The organism is Staphylococcus sp. HMSC034G07 (assembly GCF_001835975.1).
Classification (GTDB): Bacteria; Bacillota; Bacilli; order Staphylococcales; family Staphylococcaceae; genus Staphylococcus; species Staphylococcus ureilyticus.
In genome coordinates, this window is record NZ_KV826593.1 from 227,439 (window position 1) to 244,699 (window position 17,261).

The following is a 17,261-nucleotide window of genomic DNA, read 5'->3' on the forward strand; positions in this document are numbered from 1 at the left end:
TTATTCATAATAGCGTAATCGCACACCTTCTAACAAGTACTAGCTACATATCTAGTTTAAATATATGACTTAACTACTTTTTCTAACACGACAGGTAATTCTATTAATGCGCTCTGCTTATGCAGACGCTCACTTAATTTATGAGCATCTTTGCCGATGGGTCCTATCAACAATGTAGTTGCACTGATGGCTTTTATTGATTCAAAAGGAATAGTGTATGTACGATTGAAATTTGGCGTATTTTGCTCATATATAACCATCTGTTCCATATCTCCATCAAACTTTAAATAACTCGTATCACTGATGCCATTAAAATAATATACTTGTTCACTACTACGCTGAAATTGTTCATTTAGTGTATGTTTCACTAATTCTATAGTTGAGGATACGTGCTTGTCGGATGAAGCATTAACAGCTGGATAATAAGGTGAAGCAAAAAATGTCACTACAGCTGGCGCTATATTCTTACATATTTGCATCAGCTTATCTGCAACATGAATATTCTGTAAATGTAACTCTGACGTTTCTTGAAGTGTTTGATCTATAAGATTAGTGATTGCTTCTTCACCGTACTGTTTAACAGCATATTGCCTAAGTTGCTCATATGTCAGAACATTAATTTTTTTATCGAATTGGTAATCTTCTGTTTCTAATACAGATAGCCAATCCGATTCACAACGCTCAACAGCAGTGATGACCGTATTTATGAATTCTCTAAAAACATCTTTAGGTGTTTTGTTAAATAGAAAGAAGTTAAATAATCCTATGGTTTTGTATGGCGTTTGCACATCATATGTATCTTTAATATCTTTCATCATTAATGTTACAGGTACAGGTGTGGATTCATTTTCAAAATGTTCTTTTAGCTGTGTGTTATATTCTACCGCTTGTGTAATATAACTCATCATAAAGTTAGCACTCAAACCTTCAAGAGGCTGACCGACATGTGTTTCCTTTCCATAGCACAGTACTGCTGGCATGATTTTACCAATTGATCCTGAATATATATAATGTTTTTCATCTGAAGTAGCTTGCTGAAAAGTAGGTTCACTATTCAAATGTAATTGTATATCTAAATCGTAGTTAGCTTTTAATTCTGCTAATTTTTCTACCGCTTTTCTCATACCAGAAGAATTTACTTCCTCGTCTGGAACCGTAACTAAAATCAAATTAATATCCCATTGTTCAATGGATGCTAATTCAATTAAAGACATATGCAACATGAGACCTGCTTTCATATCCATAATCCCACGACCAAATAAGTAATCTTCACTAAGTAAGTCTTCTACAGCCCCTTTATCTAAATAATTTTGGTTTTCTAAAAAATACTGCTTTAATTTATCAGGATTACAAGCTAAATCATGAGCTAAACCAAATTCCGACACATCGACCGTATCATAATGACTAACAAGTACAATAGTTTTACCGGATTGGGAACCCTGATAAAAAGCAATTAATGCTTCTTTATCATCATCCGTTAGTATTTTTTGAATTTGATTGGGATTGGTCTTAAAATATTTAAGTTGAAATAACAATTGGTTTACCAGATTAGGGAATGTTTTCTCTCCTTGTGTATTCGTAATTGATTGGTGATTTACAAGTTGTTTTAGTAAAGTTAAACGATCTTGTTCATTTTGCCATAAAGTTTGCATCAATCCAGACCTCCTTGTAAGCGTTTACTAAATTATAATATGATTTCCCAATGATAACCAATAATTTTACTGTACATTTCAAACTAATTTACGCATATGAGGTTTGTCTATATCCTAATTTTTTCATATATACTACTCTAAAAAATGCACCCTTCTATGCTTGATGCTTAATCTAGCATAGAGGATGCATTTCATTTTGTTATTTACTTCAAAAATCTTATTACCATAACTAATTATTAAATTGCTTTTTCGGAACTAATAACCATACAAATACAAATGCAATGATTGCTAATGCAGCATTAAACCACAGTCCATACATGGCACCAACATGAATATTGTCACGAGCTGACATAATCGTAAATATTGTCCCTGAAATAGCTACACCAAATGAGTTACCAAGTGAAGATGCCATTTTATATACACCAGACGCGACACCTACCTTATCTTCTGGCGCAGTAGTAACAGCTGTATCTGTTGAAGGTGTGGCATACATACCTAAGCCCACACCATAAATTAAGTAACCTAACACACAACTGATGACATAAACAGGTGTAGGTAAAAAGGTTAACGAGATTAATAGAATCCCTATCGCATTAAGCCCTGCACCTATAAGCATTGGTTTTTTAGGACCGATTTCCTGTAGGATTTTTTCTCCGACTCTAATCATGATTAAAACAGCTACTAAGTAAGTAATAGTCATCATACCAGATTGGAATGAGGTGAAATGTAATCCCGATTGAAAATAAGTATTCGCAACAATAAGCGTCCCTGCTACAGCATTTAGTAAAAAGTTTGACACTGTAGCACCACTGTATGCTTTATGTTTAAAAAGTTTAAAATCTATCAATGGGTTTTTAACTTTGTTTTCAAATAATATAAATACAATAATTGAAATGATGAATATCACAATTAACATCAAAATAAGCGGTGAAAAGAAACCATAATTTGAAGATTGTGTAATGATTAAATTGACACTCAGCATTGCAACTATTAATATAATTAGCCCTACAAAATCAAATTTGGCACGCTTTGATGCCTCAGTTTGAACGGCTTTCGTTTCTGGCGTGTGTTTGATTAAATACATAGACACTAAAGCTACTATTATCGAAATAATAAATATAGATCGCCATCCTACAAAGGTAGCCATGATGCCACCAAAAAACGAACAAATTCCAGTACCACCCCATGAACCGATAGACCAGTAACTTAACGCACGTTGTCGCCTTCTTCCAATATAGTATTCATTTATAATTGCTAATGTCGAAGGCATGATACATGCTGCAGATAGCCCCTGTATTGCTCTCCCAAGTACTAACAAAGGGACAAATCCTGGAATGATAATAAGTAATGATCCAAGAACGCTTAAAGTCAAACCGATATAAGTCATTTTGACCCTACCATATCGATCTGCAAGTCCTCCTGTACCTACAACAAACAAACCACATAATAATGCGGTTAAACTTACGGCTACGTTAATCGTTCCATAACTAGTTGTGAAAGATGTTTCTAATGCAGGAACGATATTAACGAGCGATTGAGCAAACAACCAAAATGTTATTACGCTTAAAAAAATACCTGAAAGAAGTCTGTTATCTCCTTCAAATGGTTGTTCTGATTCCATATTATTTTGCCTCCTAAATCCCCGTAAAACAACCATAATCATTATTAATGATTTAACTTGTCCAGCTCTAAAACATTTTCTCTTGCCTTATAATAATGATTACATGGTAAACATGACTTTTTAAAATTCAAAACATTTTTTAAAAAAGTCAATAAGATAAAAATAACATTTACTTCAATTTATTGCTAAAAAAAGAGCACGCAAAGTGTATTAAGTAACTTTTTAATTATTCCACAAAATATATTGATAGCGTTTAGAAATTTTATTTTTTCTATAAGAATAATTAATACATAATCAAAATTATGTATTATACTAGATAGACAAATTATCTATAAAGGTGTATGAGATGTTAAATTTATTTATTTTATTACTAGAACGTGTAGGTCTTATTATTATTATCGCTTATATATTAATGAATATTAATCACTTTAAAACAATGATGAATCAAAGAGATAAACGAAGTTCACAATGGCAGCTCATCATCATTTTCGGGTGTTTCTCTATGATTTCAAACTTCACAGGTATACAAATCAATGGCAATGAAGTCGTTAATGGCAGTGTCTATAATCACTTAGATCCTGAGGCTTCTCTCGCAAATACGCGCGTACTTACCATAGGCGTTTCAGGGTTAATTGGAGGACCATTCGTCGCTATTTTCGTCGCAATAATTTCAGGCATTTATCGTGTTTATATTGGTGGTGCTGATGCTTATATTTATCTGATTTCATCTATATTTATTGCGCTAGTATCCGGTTATTTTGGTTATAGAGCAATGCGTGCACGTCAGTATCCTACTATAGTTAAAGGTACTATCATTGGAGGTACTACAGAAGTTATTCAAATGATTTGTATCTTAATCTTTTCTGATAATACGGAGCATGCTTGGTCACTAGTTAAATTAATTGCTTTACCTATGATTTCAATCAACTCAATCGGTACAGCAATTTTTTTATCAATTATATTATCGACAATCAAACAAGAAGAAGAAACACGTGCTATTCAAACACACGATGTTTTACAACTAGCAAATGAAACATTACCATTTTTCCGCTCAGGATTAAATGAGCATTCTGCCAAACAAGCAGCTACCATTATTTTAGATCTTATGCGTGTTTCGGCAGTCGCTATCACTAATCGTAAAGATATATTAACGCATGTAGGTGCAGCAAGTGATCATCATGTTGCCCAAAAACAAATCATTACCAATCTTTCAAAACAGGCAATACAAGCAGGTACTTTAAAAGAAGCATATTCAAGGGAAGATATTGGTTGCAATCATCCTGAATGCCCGCTTGAAGCAGCCATTGTCGTTCCATTAAGAGTCAAGAATGATGTTATTGGTACTTTAAAACTATATTTTACTAATAGGCACGATGTTTCTCATTCCGACAAACAGTTAGCATCTGGTCTTGCAGAGATATTTTCTAGTCAACTTGAATTAGGACAAGCTGAAACACAAAGCGCTTTAGTTAGAGATGCCGAAATCAAATCACTACAAGCACAAGTAAATCCGCACTTCTTTTTCAATGCCATTAACACAATTTCTGCCTTAGTCAGAATTGATAGTGAAAAAGCAAGAAAGTTACTGTTACAGCTCAGCCAATTTTTCCGCTCAAATTTACAAGGTGCACGTAACAATACGATTTCACTTGAAAAGGAATTGCAACAAGTTGAGGCTTATTTATCACTGGAACAAGCACGTTATCCAGATCGTTTTGATGTTTCATTCAATATTGAAGATTCATGTTATGGTGCACTTGTACCACCATTTGCAATACAAATACTTATAGAAAATGCCATCAAACATGCCTTTAAAAACCGTAAATATAACAATCGTATTATCGTAACCGCTTATAAAACAGCAGATGGATTATATATATCAGTTGAAGATAATGGTTCAGGAATCCCTGATGATAAAATTAATAATATAGGTAAAACACGTGTTTATTCTGATTTAGGCACAGGTAGCGCCTTAGAGAATTTAAATCACAGATTGGAAGGCTTATTTGGTATTACAGCTAAAATGCATATTCATTCCAGCAAAGAAGGTACCAACGTAAGTTATACTATTCCATTTTTCATAAGAGAGGACGAAAAACATTGAAAGCAATTATTGTAGATGATGAACCTTTAGCGCGTAACGAACTTCATTACTTATTAAATGAAATTCGTACGTTTGATGTAATTAATGAAGCAGAAAATGTTTCAGAAACATTAGAACTCTTACTTTATGATCGTTATGATGTAATTTTTTTAGATATTAATTTAATGGAAGAGAATGGACTCGATTTAGCAAATAAAATTAACAAAATGCAAAACCCACCACATATTATTTTTGCTACGGCACATGATACTTTCGCCGTTAAAGCTTTTGAGCTAGATGCGACGGATTATATTTTAAAACCATTCGAACAAAAACGTATTGCACAGGCCATCCATAAAGTTGAAACAGCGCTCGATCACGATACTTATAAACAAGCAAATGATGTCAGCCAGCATCAAAATGATGCACACAAAGAAAATACGCCAACTTCACAAATGGTTTTACCTATTGAAGTAGATGAGCGTATTCATATCATTAATTTAGAAGATATTATTGCTATTTCTGTTAATAACGGTATTACTACGATCAACACCTTACAAGAAAATTATCATACAACTGAACCACTTAACCATTACGAAAAAAAAATTGCGGATCCTTTGTTTATGAGAATTCACCGTGCCACGCTTGTTAATAAAGTACACATACAAACAATAGAACATTGGTTTAACTATACCTATCAACTTACGATGACAAATGCATTAAAATTCCAAGTCAGTCGCTCATATATGAAAACGTTCAAGCAGAATATGGGCTTACTTTGAATGTCACATCGTAATTAATGCAACTCAGTATATACGTTTCGTAATTCACCTTTAAAACGACTAGTAGCAACCGTTTTCATATTATAATTAACTCAAGATTAATTCGGGAGGAAATACATTATGGAAACAAACAAAAAACAAGCTGAGAAGCAGCCTAGTCATTCAAAAACGTATAACTTTTTTCATCAAGTACTAGTGTTGGCAATCATCATGCTTTTATCAAATATTATCGAAAGTTTCATGCCTATTCCAATGCCAGCATCAGTGATAGGTCTAGTCTTATTATTTATCGCTTTATGTACAGGGATTGTTAAACTTGGGGAAGTTGAAAAAGTGGGTACGACGCTAACAAATAATATCGGTTTCTTATTTGTACCTGCAGGTATTTCAGTTATTAATTCTTTAGGCGTATTAAGCCAAAGTCCGATCTTGATTATATTGCTAATTATCATTTCTACAATCTTATTATTACTATGCACAGGATTTTTCTCACAAATGTTAATTACAAAATCATTTATACCTAAGAAAAGAAAACCTAAACAGTTAGCGGAGGAAAAATTATGATTGAACATTTAGGCATTAACACACCATATTTTGGAATTTTATTATCTATTATACCTTTTATCGTAGCAACGATATTATTCAAGAAGACGAATGGCTTCTTTTTATTTACACCATTATTTGTCAGCATGGTCTTCGGTATAGCATTTCTAAAGTTAACAGGTATAGATTATGCAAATTATAAAATCGGTGGCGACATCATCAATTTCTTTTTAGAACCTGCAACTATCTGTTTTGCGATTCCGTTATATAAAAGACGTGACGTGCTTAAGAAATATTGGAAACAGATCCTTGGTGGTATTGCTTTCGGAACGACAGCTGCTTTGGTATTTATCTATTTCATTGCAAGTGCTTTCCAATTTTCAAATGAAATCATTGCATCTATGTTACCACAAGGTGCTACCACTGCCATTGCTTTACCAGTATCAGCCGATATTGGTGGTATTAAAGAACTAACATCATTGGCAGTAATCTTAAATGGTGTCATTATTTATGCTTTAGGTTCCAAACTCATTAAATTATTTAACATTACAAACCCTATTGCTCGTGGGCTCGCACTTGGTACAAGTGGCCATTCATTAGGAGTGTCATCTGCACAAGAATTTGGTGAGACAGAAGCTTCAATGGCCTCTATTTCACTAGTAATCGTAGGTGTAATCGTAGTCGTTGTTGCACCAATTTTAGCAACAGTCTTACTATAATATCTAAAATCACAACGATAAAAAGTTAGAACATAAACAATGCTTGCTCAAGCTTAAGCGTCAATTTCTATGATAAATATAGAAGTTGACGTTTTCTTTAATTTTATGAAACCTAAAATTTTCTCCCCCCGTTTTTTCTTATATTTAATACAGTTTAATTAAATATAAATGTTTATATCATTTTATATACGTTTTGAAATTTTTTAAAAATTAACGTTACATGTTTCCCGAAAGATTTTACTTTACATAGAATATAATTTTTAACAATTATCAGAAAATTAAAATAACATCCTTTTATATCCTTGTATTTTGATAAGAATTGTAGTACTATGCATTTATTATAAACATTGGAGGTTCTATTAAATGACATTATATTTACTCGAAGCAAATAATCTTGATTTCGCAAAGTCTAAAAAAGACTTAGAAGATAAAGCAGCAAAACTCACTACTGGTGAAGTACCAACATTAATTGAAGTACAAGCAACAGAAGATTTAACACATGGCTATTTTATTGTAGAAGCGAACAGTGATACAGAAGCTAAACAATTTCTTGAAGATGCATCTATCAACATTAATTTAGTTAAAGAAGTACGTTTAGTAGGTAAAGACTTAGAAGAAGTTAAAAAAGGTGATGCACACGTTGATTATCTTGTTACGTGGAACATCCCAGAAGGTATCACAATGGATCAATATTTAGCGCGTAAAAAGAAAAATTCTGTCCACTATGAAGAAGTCCCTGAAGTTCAATTCCAACGTACTTATGTATGTGAAGATATGTCAAAATGTATCTGCTTATATGATGCACCTGATGAAGACGCCGTTCGTCGTGCAAGAAAAGCTGTAGATACACCTATTGATGATATTGAAAAATTATAACTAAACTTTCTCTTTATATTTATAATTCCACAGGTTTAGTTAGCAAAAGTTATTTATAAGTATGTATCATACTCGTCACACCATTGCTAGCTAACAATCTTATTTAAGCTAAAAATTGGGGTAAACTTATAAATAACCTAAACACTATTCAAGGAGCGGCAATATGAAATCAAATGATACATTTTAGATTTCTGCCGCTTTTTTTTCATCAAAAAACATATTAATTAGATAGGAATAATAGAGGTGTTGCCATGATTCGCATTAATCACATCCAACATCAATTTGGAGACCATCGTGTTATCGATGATTTTAATTTAAATATTGAAAAAGGTAAAATAGTTACTTTTCTAGGTAAAAGTGGTTGTGGAAAGTCTACCATGTTAAACATTATAGGCGGATTTTTAACACCTTCGTCAGGTACTGTTAAAATTGAAGATCAATTAAAACAAAATCCATCACCTGATTGTTTAATGATTTTTCAGCATCATAATTTACTGCCGTGGAAAAACATTAATGACAACATTCGTTTAGGATTAAATCGCGAAATGAGTGATGGTGAAATCAATAATTATTTAAAATATGTTGATTTAGATCATAAAGGAAAGACGTTTCCAGAGCAATTATCTGGAGGAATGAAACAACGCGTAGCACTTTGCCGTGCACAAGTCCATCAACCCAAAGTCATATTGATGGATGAACCATTAGGCGCACTGGATGCTTTTACACGTTATAAATTACAAGATCAACTTGTACAACTCCAAAAACAATCTACAGCTACGATTATATTAGTTACGCATGACATTGATGAAGCCATTTACCTTTCTGATCACATTATCTTACTCGGCGATGGCTGTAATATTATAAGCCAATATTCAATTGAACAATCACATCCGAGAAATAGAAATGATAGTTATTTATTAACTTTAAGAAATAATATTATGGAAAAATTCGCATTAAACCACCATCAAGCAGAACCTGAATATTACATATAAGGAGTTGTAACTATTGAAAAAAATAATCATCTTTCCAATAATTATGATCCTTATACTAAGTGCATGTAATAATCAATCTATACAGAAGAATAATCAACATAATCAACCGCAAAAGACTTTAAAAATTGGTTATTTGCCAATTACACATTCTGCTAACTTAATGATGACTCAAAAAGTAAAAGCACAAGCTAAACATAATGGTTATAAATTAAAATTAATTAAGTTTAATAATTGGCCAGATCTTATGGATGCATTAAATAGTGGGAGAATTGATGGCGCATCAACCTTAATAGAATTAGCTATGAAATCTAAACAAAAGGGTGCTGATATTAAAGCAGTTGCGCTAGGACACCACGAAGGTAACGTCATTATGGGACAAAAAGGTGAAACGGTAAACAATTTTAATAATGAGCATCAATATCGATTTGCCATCCCTCATCGTTATTCAACGCACTACTTATTATTGGAAGAAATGAGAAAACAATTAAATTTGAATGCTCAAACATTCAGTTATCATGAAATGGCTCCAGCAGAAATGCCAGCTGCCCTAAATGAACATAGAATTTCTGGATATTCTGTGGCCGAACCATTTGGCGCATTAGGAGAAAAGTTAGGCAAAGGAAAAACTTTAAAACATGGTAATGAAGTGATTCCCGATGCATACTGTTGTGCTTTAGTACTTAGAACTGACTTAATAAAAGATCAAAAACATGTTGCTCAAAGTTTTATATCTGATTATAAAAAAGCTGGATATCGAATGAATGATAAATCACAAAGTGTTGATATTATGTCTAAGCACTTTAAACAAGATCGAAAAGTATTGGAACAATCCGCAGAATGGACATCATATGGCAATTTATCAATTAATGAAGATGGTTATCAAAAAATTACACAGTTGATTAACCAACATCAACTTTTCGAAACACCATCTTATAAATCATTCGTTGATCCAACACTGTATAAGGAGGCATAAGCAGCATGTCAGGTAATTTAATTAAAAAGCAAACTTTACCTATACTAACATTTATACTTTTCTTATTTATTTGGCAATGTGTCATTTGGATTGGAGATTATAAACCGATATTACTCCCAGGTCCTATCCTAGTAGCACAGAGCATTTGGCATTTTATTATTACCGGGGAAATATTTACCCATCTGGGCATCAGTTTATTTCGATTCTTTATTGGATTTAGTATCGCTATTTTAATTGGTGTCCCTACAGGTTTTATTTTAGGTCGAAGCACCTTATTGCACACTGCAATAGAACCGTTATTTCAACTTATACGACCTATTTCACCTATAGCTTGGTCGCCATTTGTTGTTTTATGGTTTGGTATTGGCAGTTTACCAGCAATGGCTATCATCTTTATCGCTGCTTTTTTCCCGATTGTATTTAGTACGATTAAAGGCGTTAGGAATGTTGAGCCACAATACTTAAAAATTGCGTCAAATATGAATTTAAGTGGTTGGACGTTATATCGTAACATCTTATTCCCCGCTTCATTTAAACATATTATGGCTGGTATTCACATGGCAGTGGGAACAAGTTGGATTTTCTTAGTTTCAGGTGAAATGATTGGAGCCCAATCTGGACTAGGATTTTTAATCGTAGATGCGCGTAATATGTTAAATTTAGAAGATGTATTATCAGCGATCTTCTTTATTGGACTCTTTGGATTTTTGATAGATAGAATAATTAGTTATTTAGAAAAATTAATTTTAATCAGATTTGGAGAATAAAGGAGTAATTTATATGACTTTACAAAAACGTATTGAAACAGAATTAGATCCCTATGTTATTGAAATTGATGAAGGGAGTTATTACCCACGACCATTCATTCAAGGCTTATTTAGAGATGGCTATTTTTCTGAAAATGACTTAAAAAATAATCTAGAAGTCATTGAAGAAGTCTCAAAATCCTGCTTAACTACAGGTTTTTGTCTATGGTGTCAATTAGCATTTTCAACTTATTTACAACACGCAAATCAACCACATTTAAATAAAACTTTACAGCAACAGTTGTTAAATGGAGAAATTTTAGGAGCAACAGGTTTATCTAACCCTATGAAATCTTTTAACGATTTAGAATCATTCAATTTAACACATCATTATAATGACAACACATTAATTATTAATGGCAAATTACCTGCAATAAGTAATATTGCGTCTGATCATTATTTTGGAGCAATTTCTAAAGCAAATGATACAGATGAGTTAGTGATGTTTATTGTAAAAGCGAATCAAAAAGGTATAACTTTAGATGAAAAATCAAATTTCTTAGGTGTCAATGGGTCGGCTACATTTGCTATTGAAATGAAAAACGTAGAGATTCCTGAATCACAAATTATAACAAAAGAAGCAAAAAGTTTTGCTTCTGCCATTCGACCACAATTTGTAGCTTTACAAATTCCTATAGCACTCGGTTCAATCAGAGCTTCGTTAGATTTAATTCATAAATTTTCTGACGCACAAAATGGCATCAATAAATACTTAGAATTCGATATCAATGCGTATGAAAACCAATATAAACAGCTTAAAAACGCGTTTTATCATATTATTGAAAACGATGATTTAGACGATAATTTTGCTGAACTGATCAAAATTAAAAAAGAAACTGGTTACCTATTATTAGAAGTAAATCAAGCTTCGATGGTAAACGGTGGTTCTAGAGCATATTCTCCACGTGCGCCACAAGCTCGTAAATTGAAAGAAGGTTTCTTTTTCGCTGCACTTACACCTACATTGAGACATTTAGGAAAATTAGAAGAAGAATACCGCACTACAGTTTAGTAAACGAGTATAGATGGAAAATCAAAATCATAGACACACGATGACGACATCAAAAATTCGACAATGATATAAAATGATCGTCTAATATAAAAATAAATGGCCAATCCCTATCATCAAGTGGATTGGCCATTTTTGTATTTAAATTGATTTCGTCGTCTCGACTTTAAACGTTACTCAGTGATATGAGTCACCATATATTACCCTTTTACTAACCAGTCTATAGCACGTTTGATAGCATAGTCCCAATAAGCATAATCATGCTCACCTGGCCCATCCTCAAAACAATATGAAATTTGCTTTTCATCTAGATATTTAATAAATTTTTTATTATCTTCATGTAGTGCATCTTCTGTACCACACATAATTAATAAATCTGGTATCTCTTTACCTTGTTGAATTGCCTGGTCAACTAAATAATATGGGTCTAAGTCATTACCTGTAGCATTTTTTGAAACACCTGCAATTGCTTCTCCAGAATAATCGTACCAATCATAATCCATGAACGTCTGAGCATCATATACTGCCGATAAGGGACAAGCCTTTGCAAATCGATGTCCCTCAGCTAATGCAAACTTGATTGTTCCGTAACCTCCCATGGAATGACCAGCGATAAAATTATCTTCTCTCTTTTGTGACAAAGGTAAAATTTGATGTGCATAATCAAGTACTTCTAGCACATAATCATAATACTTATGACCAAAAACCATATTACTATAACCACTGTGATCTGCATTAGGCATAATAACTGCAAGTTGATGCTCATTCGCATAGCGCTCTATATTTGTGTAACGCATATACGAAGTTTCATCACTAGACAAACCATGCAGTAATAATAGTGTTTTTAGTGGTTTAGTCTGTGTACCTTTTTTGAAATAACTTTCATCCTCTGGAAGAATTACCATAAAATGATGATGCATACCTATTGTCTTTGAATTGTAATTAATCGATAATAGTGCCAATGATTTCACGACCTTCTATTCATTAATACTTTGCGGCTTAGTTTTACCTCTTTTTTCTGCTTTATGTGCAGGATCTAAACGTTTCTCCAATAATCTTAAACCGACATCTATAATAATAGCGATTAATGCTATTGGTATCGCACCAGCTAAGATAAACGTTGTACCATCTGTAGCGTTTGTTCCTCGGATAACGATGTCACCTAATGTAGGTGCACCAATAAATGAACCAACTGCTACAACACCAATTGCAACAACCAGTGCAATTCTTAATCCACCTAATATAACTGAGAGTGATAAAGGTAACTCAATCATTCTTAATACTTGATTTCGCGTCATACCCATACCTTTACCAGCATCTTTAATATTCGCATCAACACCCATTATACCTGTATAAGTATTTTTTATAATCGGTAATAGCGCATATAAAAATACTGTTACCACGACTGTAGTAGTACCTAATCCCATGACAAGCATGAGTATCGCTAACATTGCAATAACCGGAACGGTTTGAATAATATTCGCGATAGTAATAATAACACCAGAAAACTTACTATATCTTGCAATTATGATACCAATTGGAATACCAACAATAGATGCAAAGAGTACACCGTAAACAGACATTAATAAATGTTTTAAAAATAAATCCCAAAGGTAGCCATAGTTGACTGAATAATATTCTACTAATTGTTGTAATAAATTACCTTCCATTAGTTTTGACCACCTTTCTTATCATTTTCAAAATAATTATGTTTTTTTAAGAAGTTCTCAGCAACGACTGCTGGTTCTTGTCCTTCACCATCTGCTTGATAATTAAGTTTTTGCATTTCAGATGTCGAAACTTTTTTGTCTAGTTTATTGATGATTGGTTTTAACTCTGGATGTTTATCTAACAATTCATTAGTAGCAACCGCACTTGCATCATATGGTGGGAAAAATTGTTTATCATCCTTTAAAACTTTTAAGTCATATGCTGCAATACGTCCATCCGTTGAATAACCTACAGCTACATCTAAATTATTAGAGTTTAATGCATCATATACTAAACCAATTTGCATTGGTCTGATAGTATCAAATTTAAAACCATATTCTTTTGTAAATCCAGGATAACCGTCACCTTCACGGTTTAACCAAGAACTATCTACACCGAGTTTAAGTTCAGGATGCTTTTTCAAATCAGATACAGTTTCTAAATTATATTTTTCTGCTGTTTCCTTAGTGACCATAAATGCGTATGTGTTAGCAAAACCGTAAGAGTTAAAGAAGGTTTGGTCGAATTTTTTTTGGAAACCATCTTGAGTTGCTTCCATAGCTTTTTTAGGATCTTTAATTGGATCTTCATTTAAGGCACCAGTTAAATCAGTACCATTATATCTAGCACCTGACATATTCGCGTCACCATTTACTAACGCATTGTGTTGAATGGTACTTGATCCTAAATTATTAATTAAAGTGGGTTTAATTTCACCATTTGTATCGTGTTCTATTAACAGTCTCAACATATGAGACATAATTTGTGATTCACTTGTTGCAAGTGCTGTGATTTTAATATCTTGTTCTGAACTGTTGCTACCTAATCCTGGTAAACTACATCCAGATAAGACCGTCAGACACAACACAAGCACAATACAATATTGTTTCAATTTCTTCATAATGTCCTCCTTAAATTATCTGGATACTTTTAATCCCTTAGGTACAGCCCATCTTTCTACTAGTGACAGTAGGAAATCTACGATCAATGCTAAAGCAGTCACTAATACTGCTGCACTTACAATCATTAATGGGTCATACAAGTTTAATCCATTAAATACAAAATCACCTAAACCACCTGCGCCTACATAACTGGCTAAAGTTGCCCAACTAATTACGTAAACAGAAGATAAACGAATACCTCCTAGTATAAGCGGTAAGGCTAACGGTAATTCCACATCTTTCATTAATTGAAAACGTGTCATACCCATACTTGTGCCTGCTTCTTTAATGTTATCATCTATGTTTTGTACACCTAATACAGTATTATTTAAGATTGGCAATAATACATAAATAAATAAAGCTACAATTGCAGGTAATTTACCCACACCAAAGATTGGAATCATGACTGCTAACACTGCTAATGTTGGTATCGTTTGTAACACACCAGCAATAGTTAGCACAATATTAGATGTTCTTTTCATTTTTGATAATAAAATACCCAATGGTACAGCGATGACGATAGCAATTAACAAAGCGATGATTGAGATATAGAAATGTTCAACGGTTTTTGATATCAGTTGACCACCATACTGCTCTACAAAATCTTTCATTACTTATCAGCTCCCACATTATCGGGCTCAACAATAGCATTTTTTTGTGCACTAACATCTTCGTCTAACTCGCCCCAAATACTATCGTAAACGATGTCAACTAAGTTTGCTCTTGTAACTAGTCCAATCAATGTCTCTTCATCACTATCTACAACTGGTACATTTCTTACATTTCGTTTTAATATCGTACGCACCGTATCTTGTAATTTACTATCTACTCTTACTCTGTATATATCACGTTGCATTGTGTCAATGAGTTCTTTATGAGCTCGTAAACCTTGGTTAATATCTTCTATATCTAAATATCCAAGTAATCTATCATTATTACCTACGACAAATAATGTATCGACACGTCGATCTCTCATAACCTTAACCGCTTCATTTAATGAACTATCTGCATGTACAGTTACTGGTCGGATCATTGCATCTTTGACGGTTCTCATATTAGGTCTATCTTGAATCAATCTATTTTGACCAATAAAGTCACGTACGAAATCGTTTGCAGGATGTCGTAAAATATTATCTGGTGTATCATATTGAACGACTTTTCCTTCAGACATAATACAAATTTTATCTGCCAATTTAATCGCTTCATCCATATCATGTGTGACAAAAATAAATGTTTTACCTAATTTTTGTTGCAGTTCTTTAACCAAATCCTGTAATGTATCTCTCGTAATTGGATCTAACGCACCGAATGGCTCATCCATTAAAATAACATCTTGTTCAGCTGCTAAAGCACGCACAACACCAATACGTTGTTGCTGTCCTCCAGACAATTGTGAAGGATATCTATCTAAGTATTCTTCTGGTAAATCTACTAATTTTATCAATTCTTTAGCTTTTTTTTCTTTCTTTTCATCAGACCATTTTAATAATTTAGGTACTAAGACTATATTCTCTTTAATGGTCATATGAGGCATTAGACCAATTTGCTGAATCACATAACCAATTTTTCTACGTAATTCAACGGCGTTCATTTTGCGCACATTTTTACCATTGATTGCAATTTCGCCTTCTGTAGCCTCTATCATTCTATTTATCATTCTTAAAGCAGTAGTCTTCCCACTCCCACTCGTACCGATAAACGCTATAAATTCACCAGATTCGATTTCCAATGATATATTATCTACAGCTTTTTTTGTGCCACCATAGACTTTAGATAAGTTTTTTATACTTAACATGTGTTAATTCCTTTCTATATTTGTATTTTCATTTAACATTTCATTTATAAATATAGGGCTAACTGTGGATGTTATACAAATCCGAAAATAAGTAAAAACATGTAGCACAACTAGCCCTACTTTATTCATGTGTTGGTCAAAAATATCAATTTTGACTAATTTTTTTCATCCTATATCTATTAAGATAACTCAACAAATGAAAATAAACAATTTATAACCTTAAGTTTTGTTAATTAAACTATTGAAATTAATTATCAATTCAATAGCTCAAAGCAATGTTTCAAAAATATTATTTTCGTTTTATGCCAATCAGTCGACCTAATTCTTTTGGCGCTTCATGAATTGTTCCAACTTTAGCATAATCATCTATAGCATTTTTTATTTGTTCAGGGAAAGCTGCAGGTCTGCCTATTGTAGTGTCCATGCCCATAAGCATTACTTCATATGTTGCACAACGGTTATTTTGAGCATCTACTAAAGTCATAAAAACATGTAAACGTTTGGCATCATAATCATATAGACTTACGTTCACAGTAATAAGCTCAGCTACGCTTATTTCTTTTAAATACACTACATGATTTTCTAAAGTGAACACTGTATAATTCAATTTTTTAATTGTATTCACATCTAAGCCTAGTGATGCCAACCATGCATCTGTGGCATCACTAAATACTCGATTATATTCAGCGTCATTCATGTGCTGATTATGATCGACCCAAATATCTTTAACAGTGGTTTGATATTGAAATTGAGTCATAT

At 32.8% G+C, this 17,261-nt stretch carries 17 protein-coding genes; 9 read left to right on the plus strand and 8 right to left on the minus strand.

Going from position 1 to position 17,261, the window contains the following annotated elements; translation table 11 throughout:
* Positions 1–56: 56 nt before the first annotated feature.
* Both HMPREF2586_RS02395 and HMPREF2586_RS02400 read right to left on the minus strand, forming a co-directional pair.
* Positions 57–1,652: a M20/M25/M40 family metallo-hydrolase gene (locus HMPREF2586_RS02395; protein WP_176745320.1), complete on the minus strand. Its 1,596-nt coding sequence runs from the start codon at positions 1,650–1,652 to the stop codon at positions 57–59.
* A gap of 229 nt (positions 1,653–1,881) precedes the next feature.
* Complete coding sequence (locus HMPREF2586_RS02400) at positions 1,882–3,273, minus strand: MFS transporter (RefSeq protein WP_046207565.1); 1,392 nt, start codon at positions 3,271–3,273, stop codon at positions 1,882–1,884.
* Positions 3,274–3,619: 346 nt separating this feature from the next.
* Here HMPREF2586_RS02400 and HMPREF2586_RS02405 point away from each other — a divergent pair, with 346 nt between their 5' ends.
* The 9 genes from HMPREF2586_RS02405 to HMPREF2586_RS02445 all read left to right on the plus strand — a co-directional run bounded on the left by HMPREF2586_RS02405 (position 3,620) and on the right by HMPREF2586_RS02445 (position 12,059).
* Positions 3,620–5,377, plus strand: a complete 1,758-nt coding sequence (locus HMPREF2586_RS02405; RefSeq protein WP_046207564.1) for a sensor histidine kinase — start codon at positions 3,620–3,622, stop codon at positions 5,375–5,377.
* The gene (locus HMPREF2586_RS02410; RefSeq protein WP_070657955.1) at positions 5,374–6,138 is read left to right on the plus strand and encodes a response regulator transcription factor LytR; all 765 of its coding nucleotides are present in this window, start codon (positions 5,374–5,376) and stop codon (positions 6,136–6,138) included. The genes HMPREF2586_RS02405 and HMPREF2586_RS02410 overlap by 4 nt, the downstream gene beginning before the upstream one ends.
* 120 nt (positions 6,139–6,258) lie before the next feature.
* Positions 6,259–6,702 (plus strand): antiholin-like murein hydrolase modulator LrgA, encoded by a 444-nt coding sequence (gene lrgA, locus HMPREF2586_RS02415; protein ID WP_046207562.1) that lies wholly within the window; start codon positions 6,259–6,261, stop codon positions 6,700–6,702.
* Complete coding sequence (gene lrgB, locus HMPREF2586_RS02420; RefSeq protein WP_019468801.1) at positions 6,699–7,400, plus strand: antiholin-like protein LrgB; 702 nt, start codon at positions 6,699–6,701, stop codon at positions 7,398–7,400. The genes lrgA and lrgB overlap by 4 nt, the downstream gene beginning before the upstream one ends.
* 363 nt (positions 7,401–7,763) lie before the next feature.
* A complete protein-coding gene (locus HMPREF2586_RS02425) occupies positions 7,764–8,276 on the plus strand; it encodes a DUF4242 domain-containing protein (RefSeq protein WP_019468800.1) in 513 nt (170 codons plus the stop codon).
* A gap of 251 nt (positions 8,277–8,527) precedes the next feature.
* Positions 8,528–9,268: an ABC transporter ATP-binding protein gene (locus tag HMPREF2586_RS02430; protein ID WP_019468799.1), complete on the plus strand. Its 741-nt coding sequence runs from the start codon at positions 8,528–8,530 to the stop codon at positions 9,266–9,268.
* A gap of 13 nt (positions 9,269–9,281) precedes the next feature.
* A complete protein-coding gene (locus tag HMPREF2586_RS02435; protein WP_046207560.1) occupies positions 9,282–10,241 on the plus strand; it encodes an ABC transporter substrate-binding protein in 960 nt (319 codons plus the stop codon).
* Between the two features lie 5 nt (positions 10,242–10,246).
* Positions 10,247–11,008 carry an ABC transporter permease gene (locus HMPREF2586_RS02440; protein WP_046207559.1) on the plus strand — a complete coding sequence of 254 codons (762 nt, stop codon included), beginning with the start codon at positions 10,247–10,249 and terminating at the stop codon, positions 11,006–11,008.
* A gap of 13 nt (positions 11,009–11,021) precedes the next feature.
* On the plus strand, positions 11,022–12,059 hold the full coding sequence (locus HMPREF2586_RS02445) for an acyl-CoA dehydrogenase family protein (RefSeq protein WP_070657956.1): 1,038 nt from the start codon (positions 11,022–11,024) through the stop codon (positions 12,057–12,059).
* A 197-nt stretch (positions 12,060–12,256) separates the two neighbouring features.
* On the opposite strand, the gene HMPREF2586_RS02450 is transcribed toward HMPREF2586_RS02445, so the two are convergent.
* The 6 genes from HMPREF2586_RS02450 to HMPREF2586_RS02475 form a co-directional block, all read right to left on the minus strand.
* Positions 12,257–13,018, minus strand: coding sequence for an alpha/beta hydrolase (locus tag HMPREF2586_RS02450; RefSeq protein ID WP_070657957.1), 762 nt, complete (start codon positions 13,016–13,018; stop codon positions 12,257–12,259).
* A gap of 15 nt (positions 13,019–13,033) precedes the next feature.
* Positions 13,034–13,726: an ABC transporter permease gene (locus tag HMPREF2586_RS02455; RefSeq protein ID WP_019470117.1), complete on the minus strand. Its 693-nt coding sequence runs from the start codon at positions 13,724–13,726 to the stop codon at positions 13,034–13,036.
* Positions 13,726–14,667 (minus strand): osmoprotectant ABC transporter substrate-binding protein, encoded by a 942-nt coding sequence (locus tag HMPREF2586_RS02460; RefSeq protein ID WP_070657958.1) that lies wholly within the window; start codon positions 14,665–14,667, stop codon positions 13,726–13,728. The genes HMPREF2586_RS02455 and HMPREF2586_RS02460 overlap by 1 nt, the downstream gene beginning before the upstream one ends.
* A gap of 15 nt (positions 14,668–14,682) precedes the next feature.
* Positions 14,683–15,318 (minus strand): ABC transporter permease, encoded by a 636-nt coding sequence (locus HMPREF2586_RS02465; protein ID WP_019470115.1) that lies wholly within the window; start codon positions 15,316–15,318, stop codon positions 14,683–14,685.
* On the minus strand, positions 15,318–16,502 hold the full coding sequence (locus tag HMPREF2586_RS02470) for a betaine/proline/choline family ABC transporter ATP-binding protein (protein WP_019470114.1): 1,185 nt from the start codon (positions 16,500–16,502) through the stop codon (positions 15,318–15,320). Before HMPREF2586_RS02470 ends, HMPREF2586_RS02465 begins: the two co-directional genes overlap by 1 nt.
* Before the next feature lie 289 nt (positions 16,503–16,791).
* A complete protein-coding gene (locus HMPREF2586_RS02475; protein WP_046206815.1) occupies positions 16,792–17,259 on the minus strand; it encodes a thioesterase family protein in 468 nt (155 codons plus the stop codon).
* Positions 17,260–17,261 lie beyond the last annotated feature (2 nt).

Coding starts and splice junctions, on each gene's coding strand:
- HMPREF2586_RS02445 (WP_070657956.1), top strand. CDS start 11,022: ATGACTTTACAAAAACGTATTGAAACAGAATTAGATCCCTATGTTATT.
- HMPREF2586_RS02465 (WP_019470115.1), bottom strand. CDS start 15,318: ATGAAAGATTTTGTAGAGCAGTATGGTGGTCAACTGATATCAAAAACC.
- HMPREF2586_RS02475 (WP_046206815.1), bottom strand. CDS start 17,259: ATGACTCAATTTCAATATCAAACCACTGTTAAAGATATTTGGGTCGAT.
- HMPREF2586_RS02430 (WP_019468799.1), top strand. CDS start 8,528: ATGATTCGCATTAATCACATCCAACATCAATTTGGAGACCATCGTGTT.
- HMPREF2586_RS02395 (WP_176745320.1), bottom strand. CDS start 1,652: ATGCAAACTTTATGGCAAAATGAACAAGATCGTTTAACTTTACTAAAA.
- HMPREF2586_RS02425 (WP_019468800.1), top strand. CDS start 7,764: ATGACATTATATTTACTCGAAGCAAATAATCTTGATTTCGCAAAGTCT.
- HMPREF2586_RS02460 (WP_070657958.1), bottom strand. CDS start 14,667: ATGAAGAAATTGAAACAATATTGTATTGTGCTTGTGTTGTGTCTGACG.
- lrgB (WP_019468801.1), top strand. CDS start 6,699: ATGATTGAACATTTAGGCATTAACACACCATATTTTGGAATTTTATTA.
- HMPREF2586_RS02440 (WP_046207559.1), top strand. CDS start 10,247: ATGTCAGGTAATTTAATTAAAAAGCAAACTTTACCTATACTAACATTT.
- HMPREF2586_RS02470 (WP_019470114.1), bottom strand. CDS start 16,502: ATGTTAAGTATAAAAAACTTATCTAAAGTCTATGGTGGCACAAAAAAA.
- HMPREF2586_RS02405 (WP_046207564.1), top strand. CDS start 3,620: ATGTTAAATTTATTTATTTTATTACTAGAACGTGTAGGTCTTATTATT.
- lrgA (WP_046207562.1), top strand. CDS start 6,259: ATGGAAACAAACAAAAAACAAGCTGAGAAGCAGCCTAGTCATTCAAAA.
- HMPREF2586_RS02455 (WP_019470117.1), bottom strand. CDS start 13,726: ATGGAAGGTAATTTATTACAACAATTAGTAGAATATTATTCAGTCAAC.
- HMPREF2586_RS02400 (WP_046207565.1), bottom strand. CDS start 3,273: ATGGAATCAGAACAACCATTTGAAGGAGATAACAGACTTCTTTCAGGT.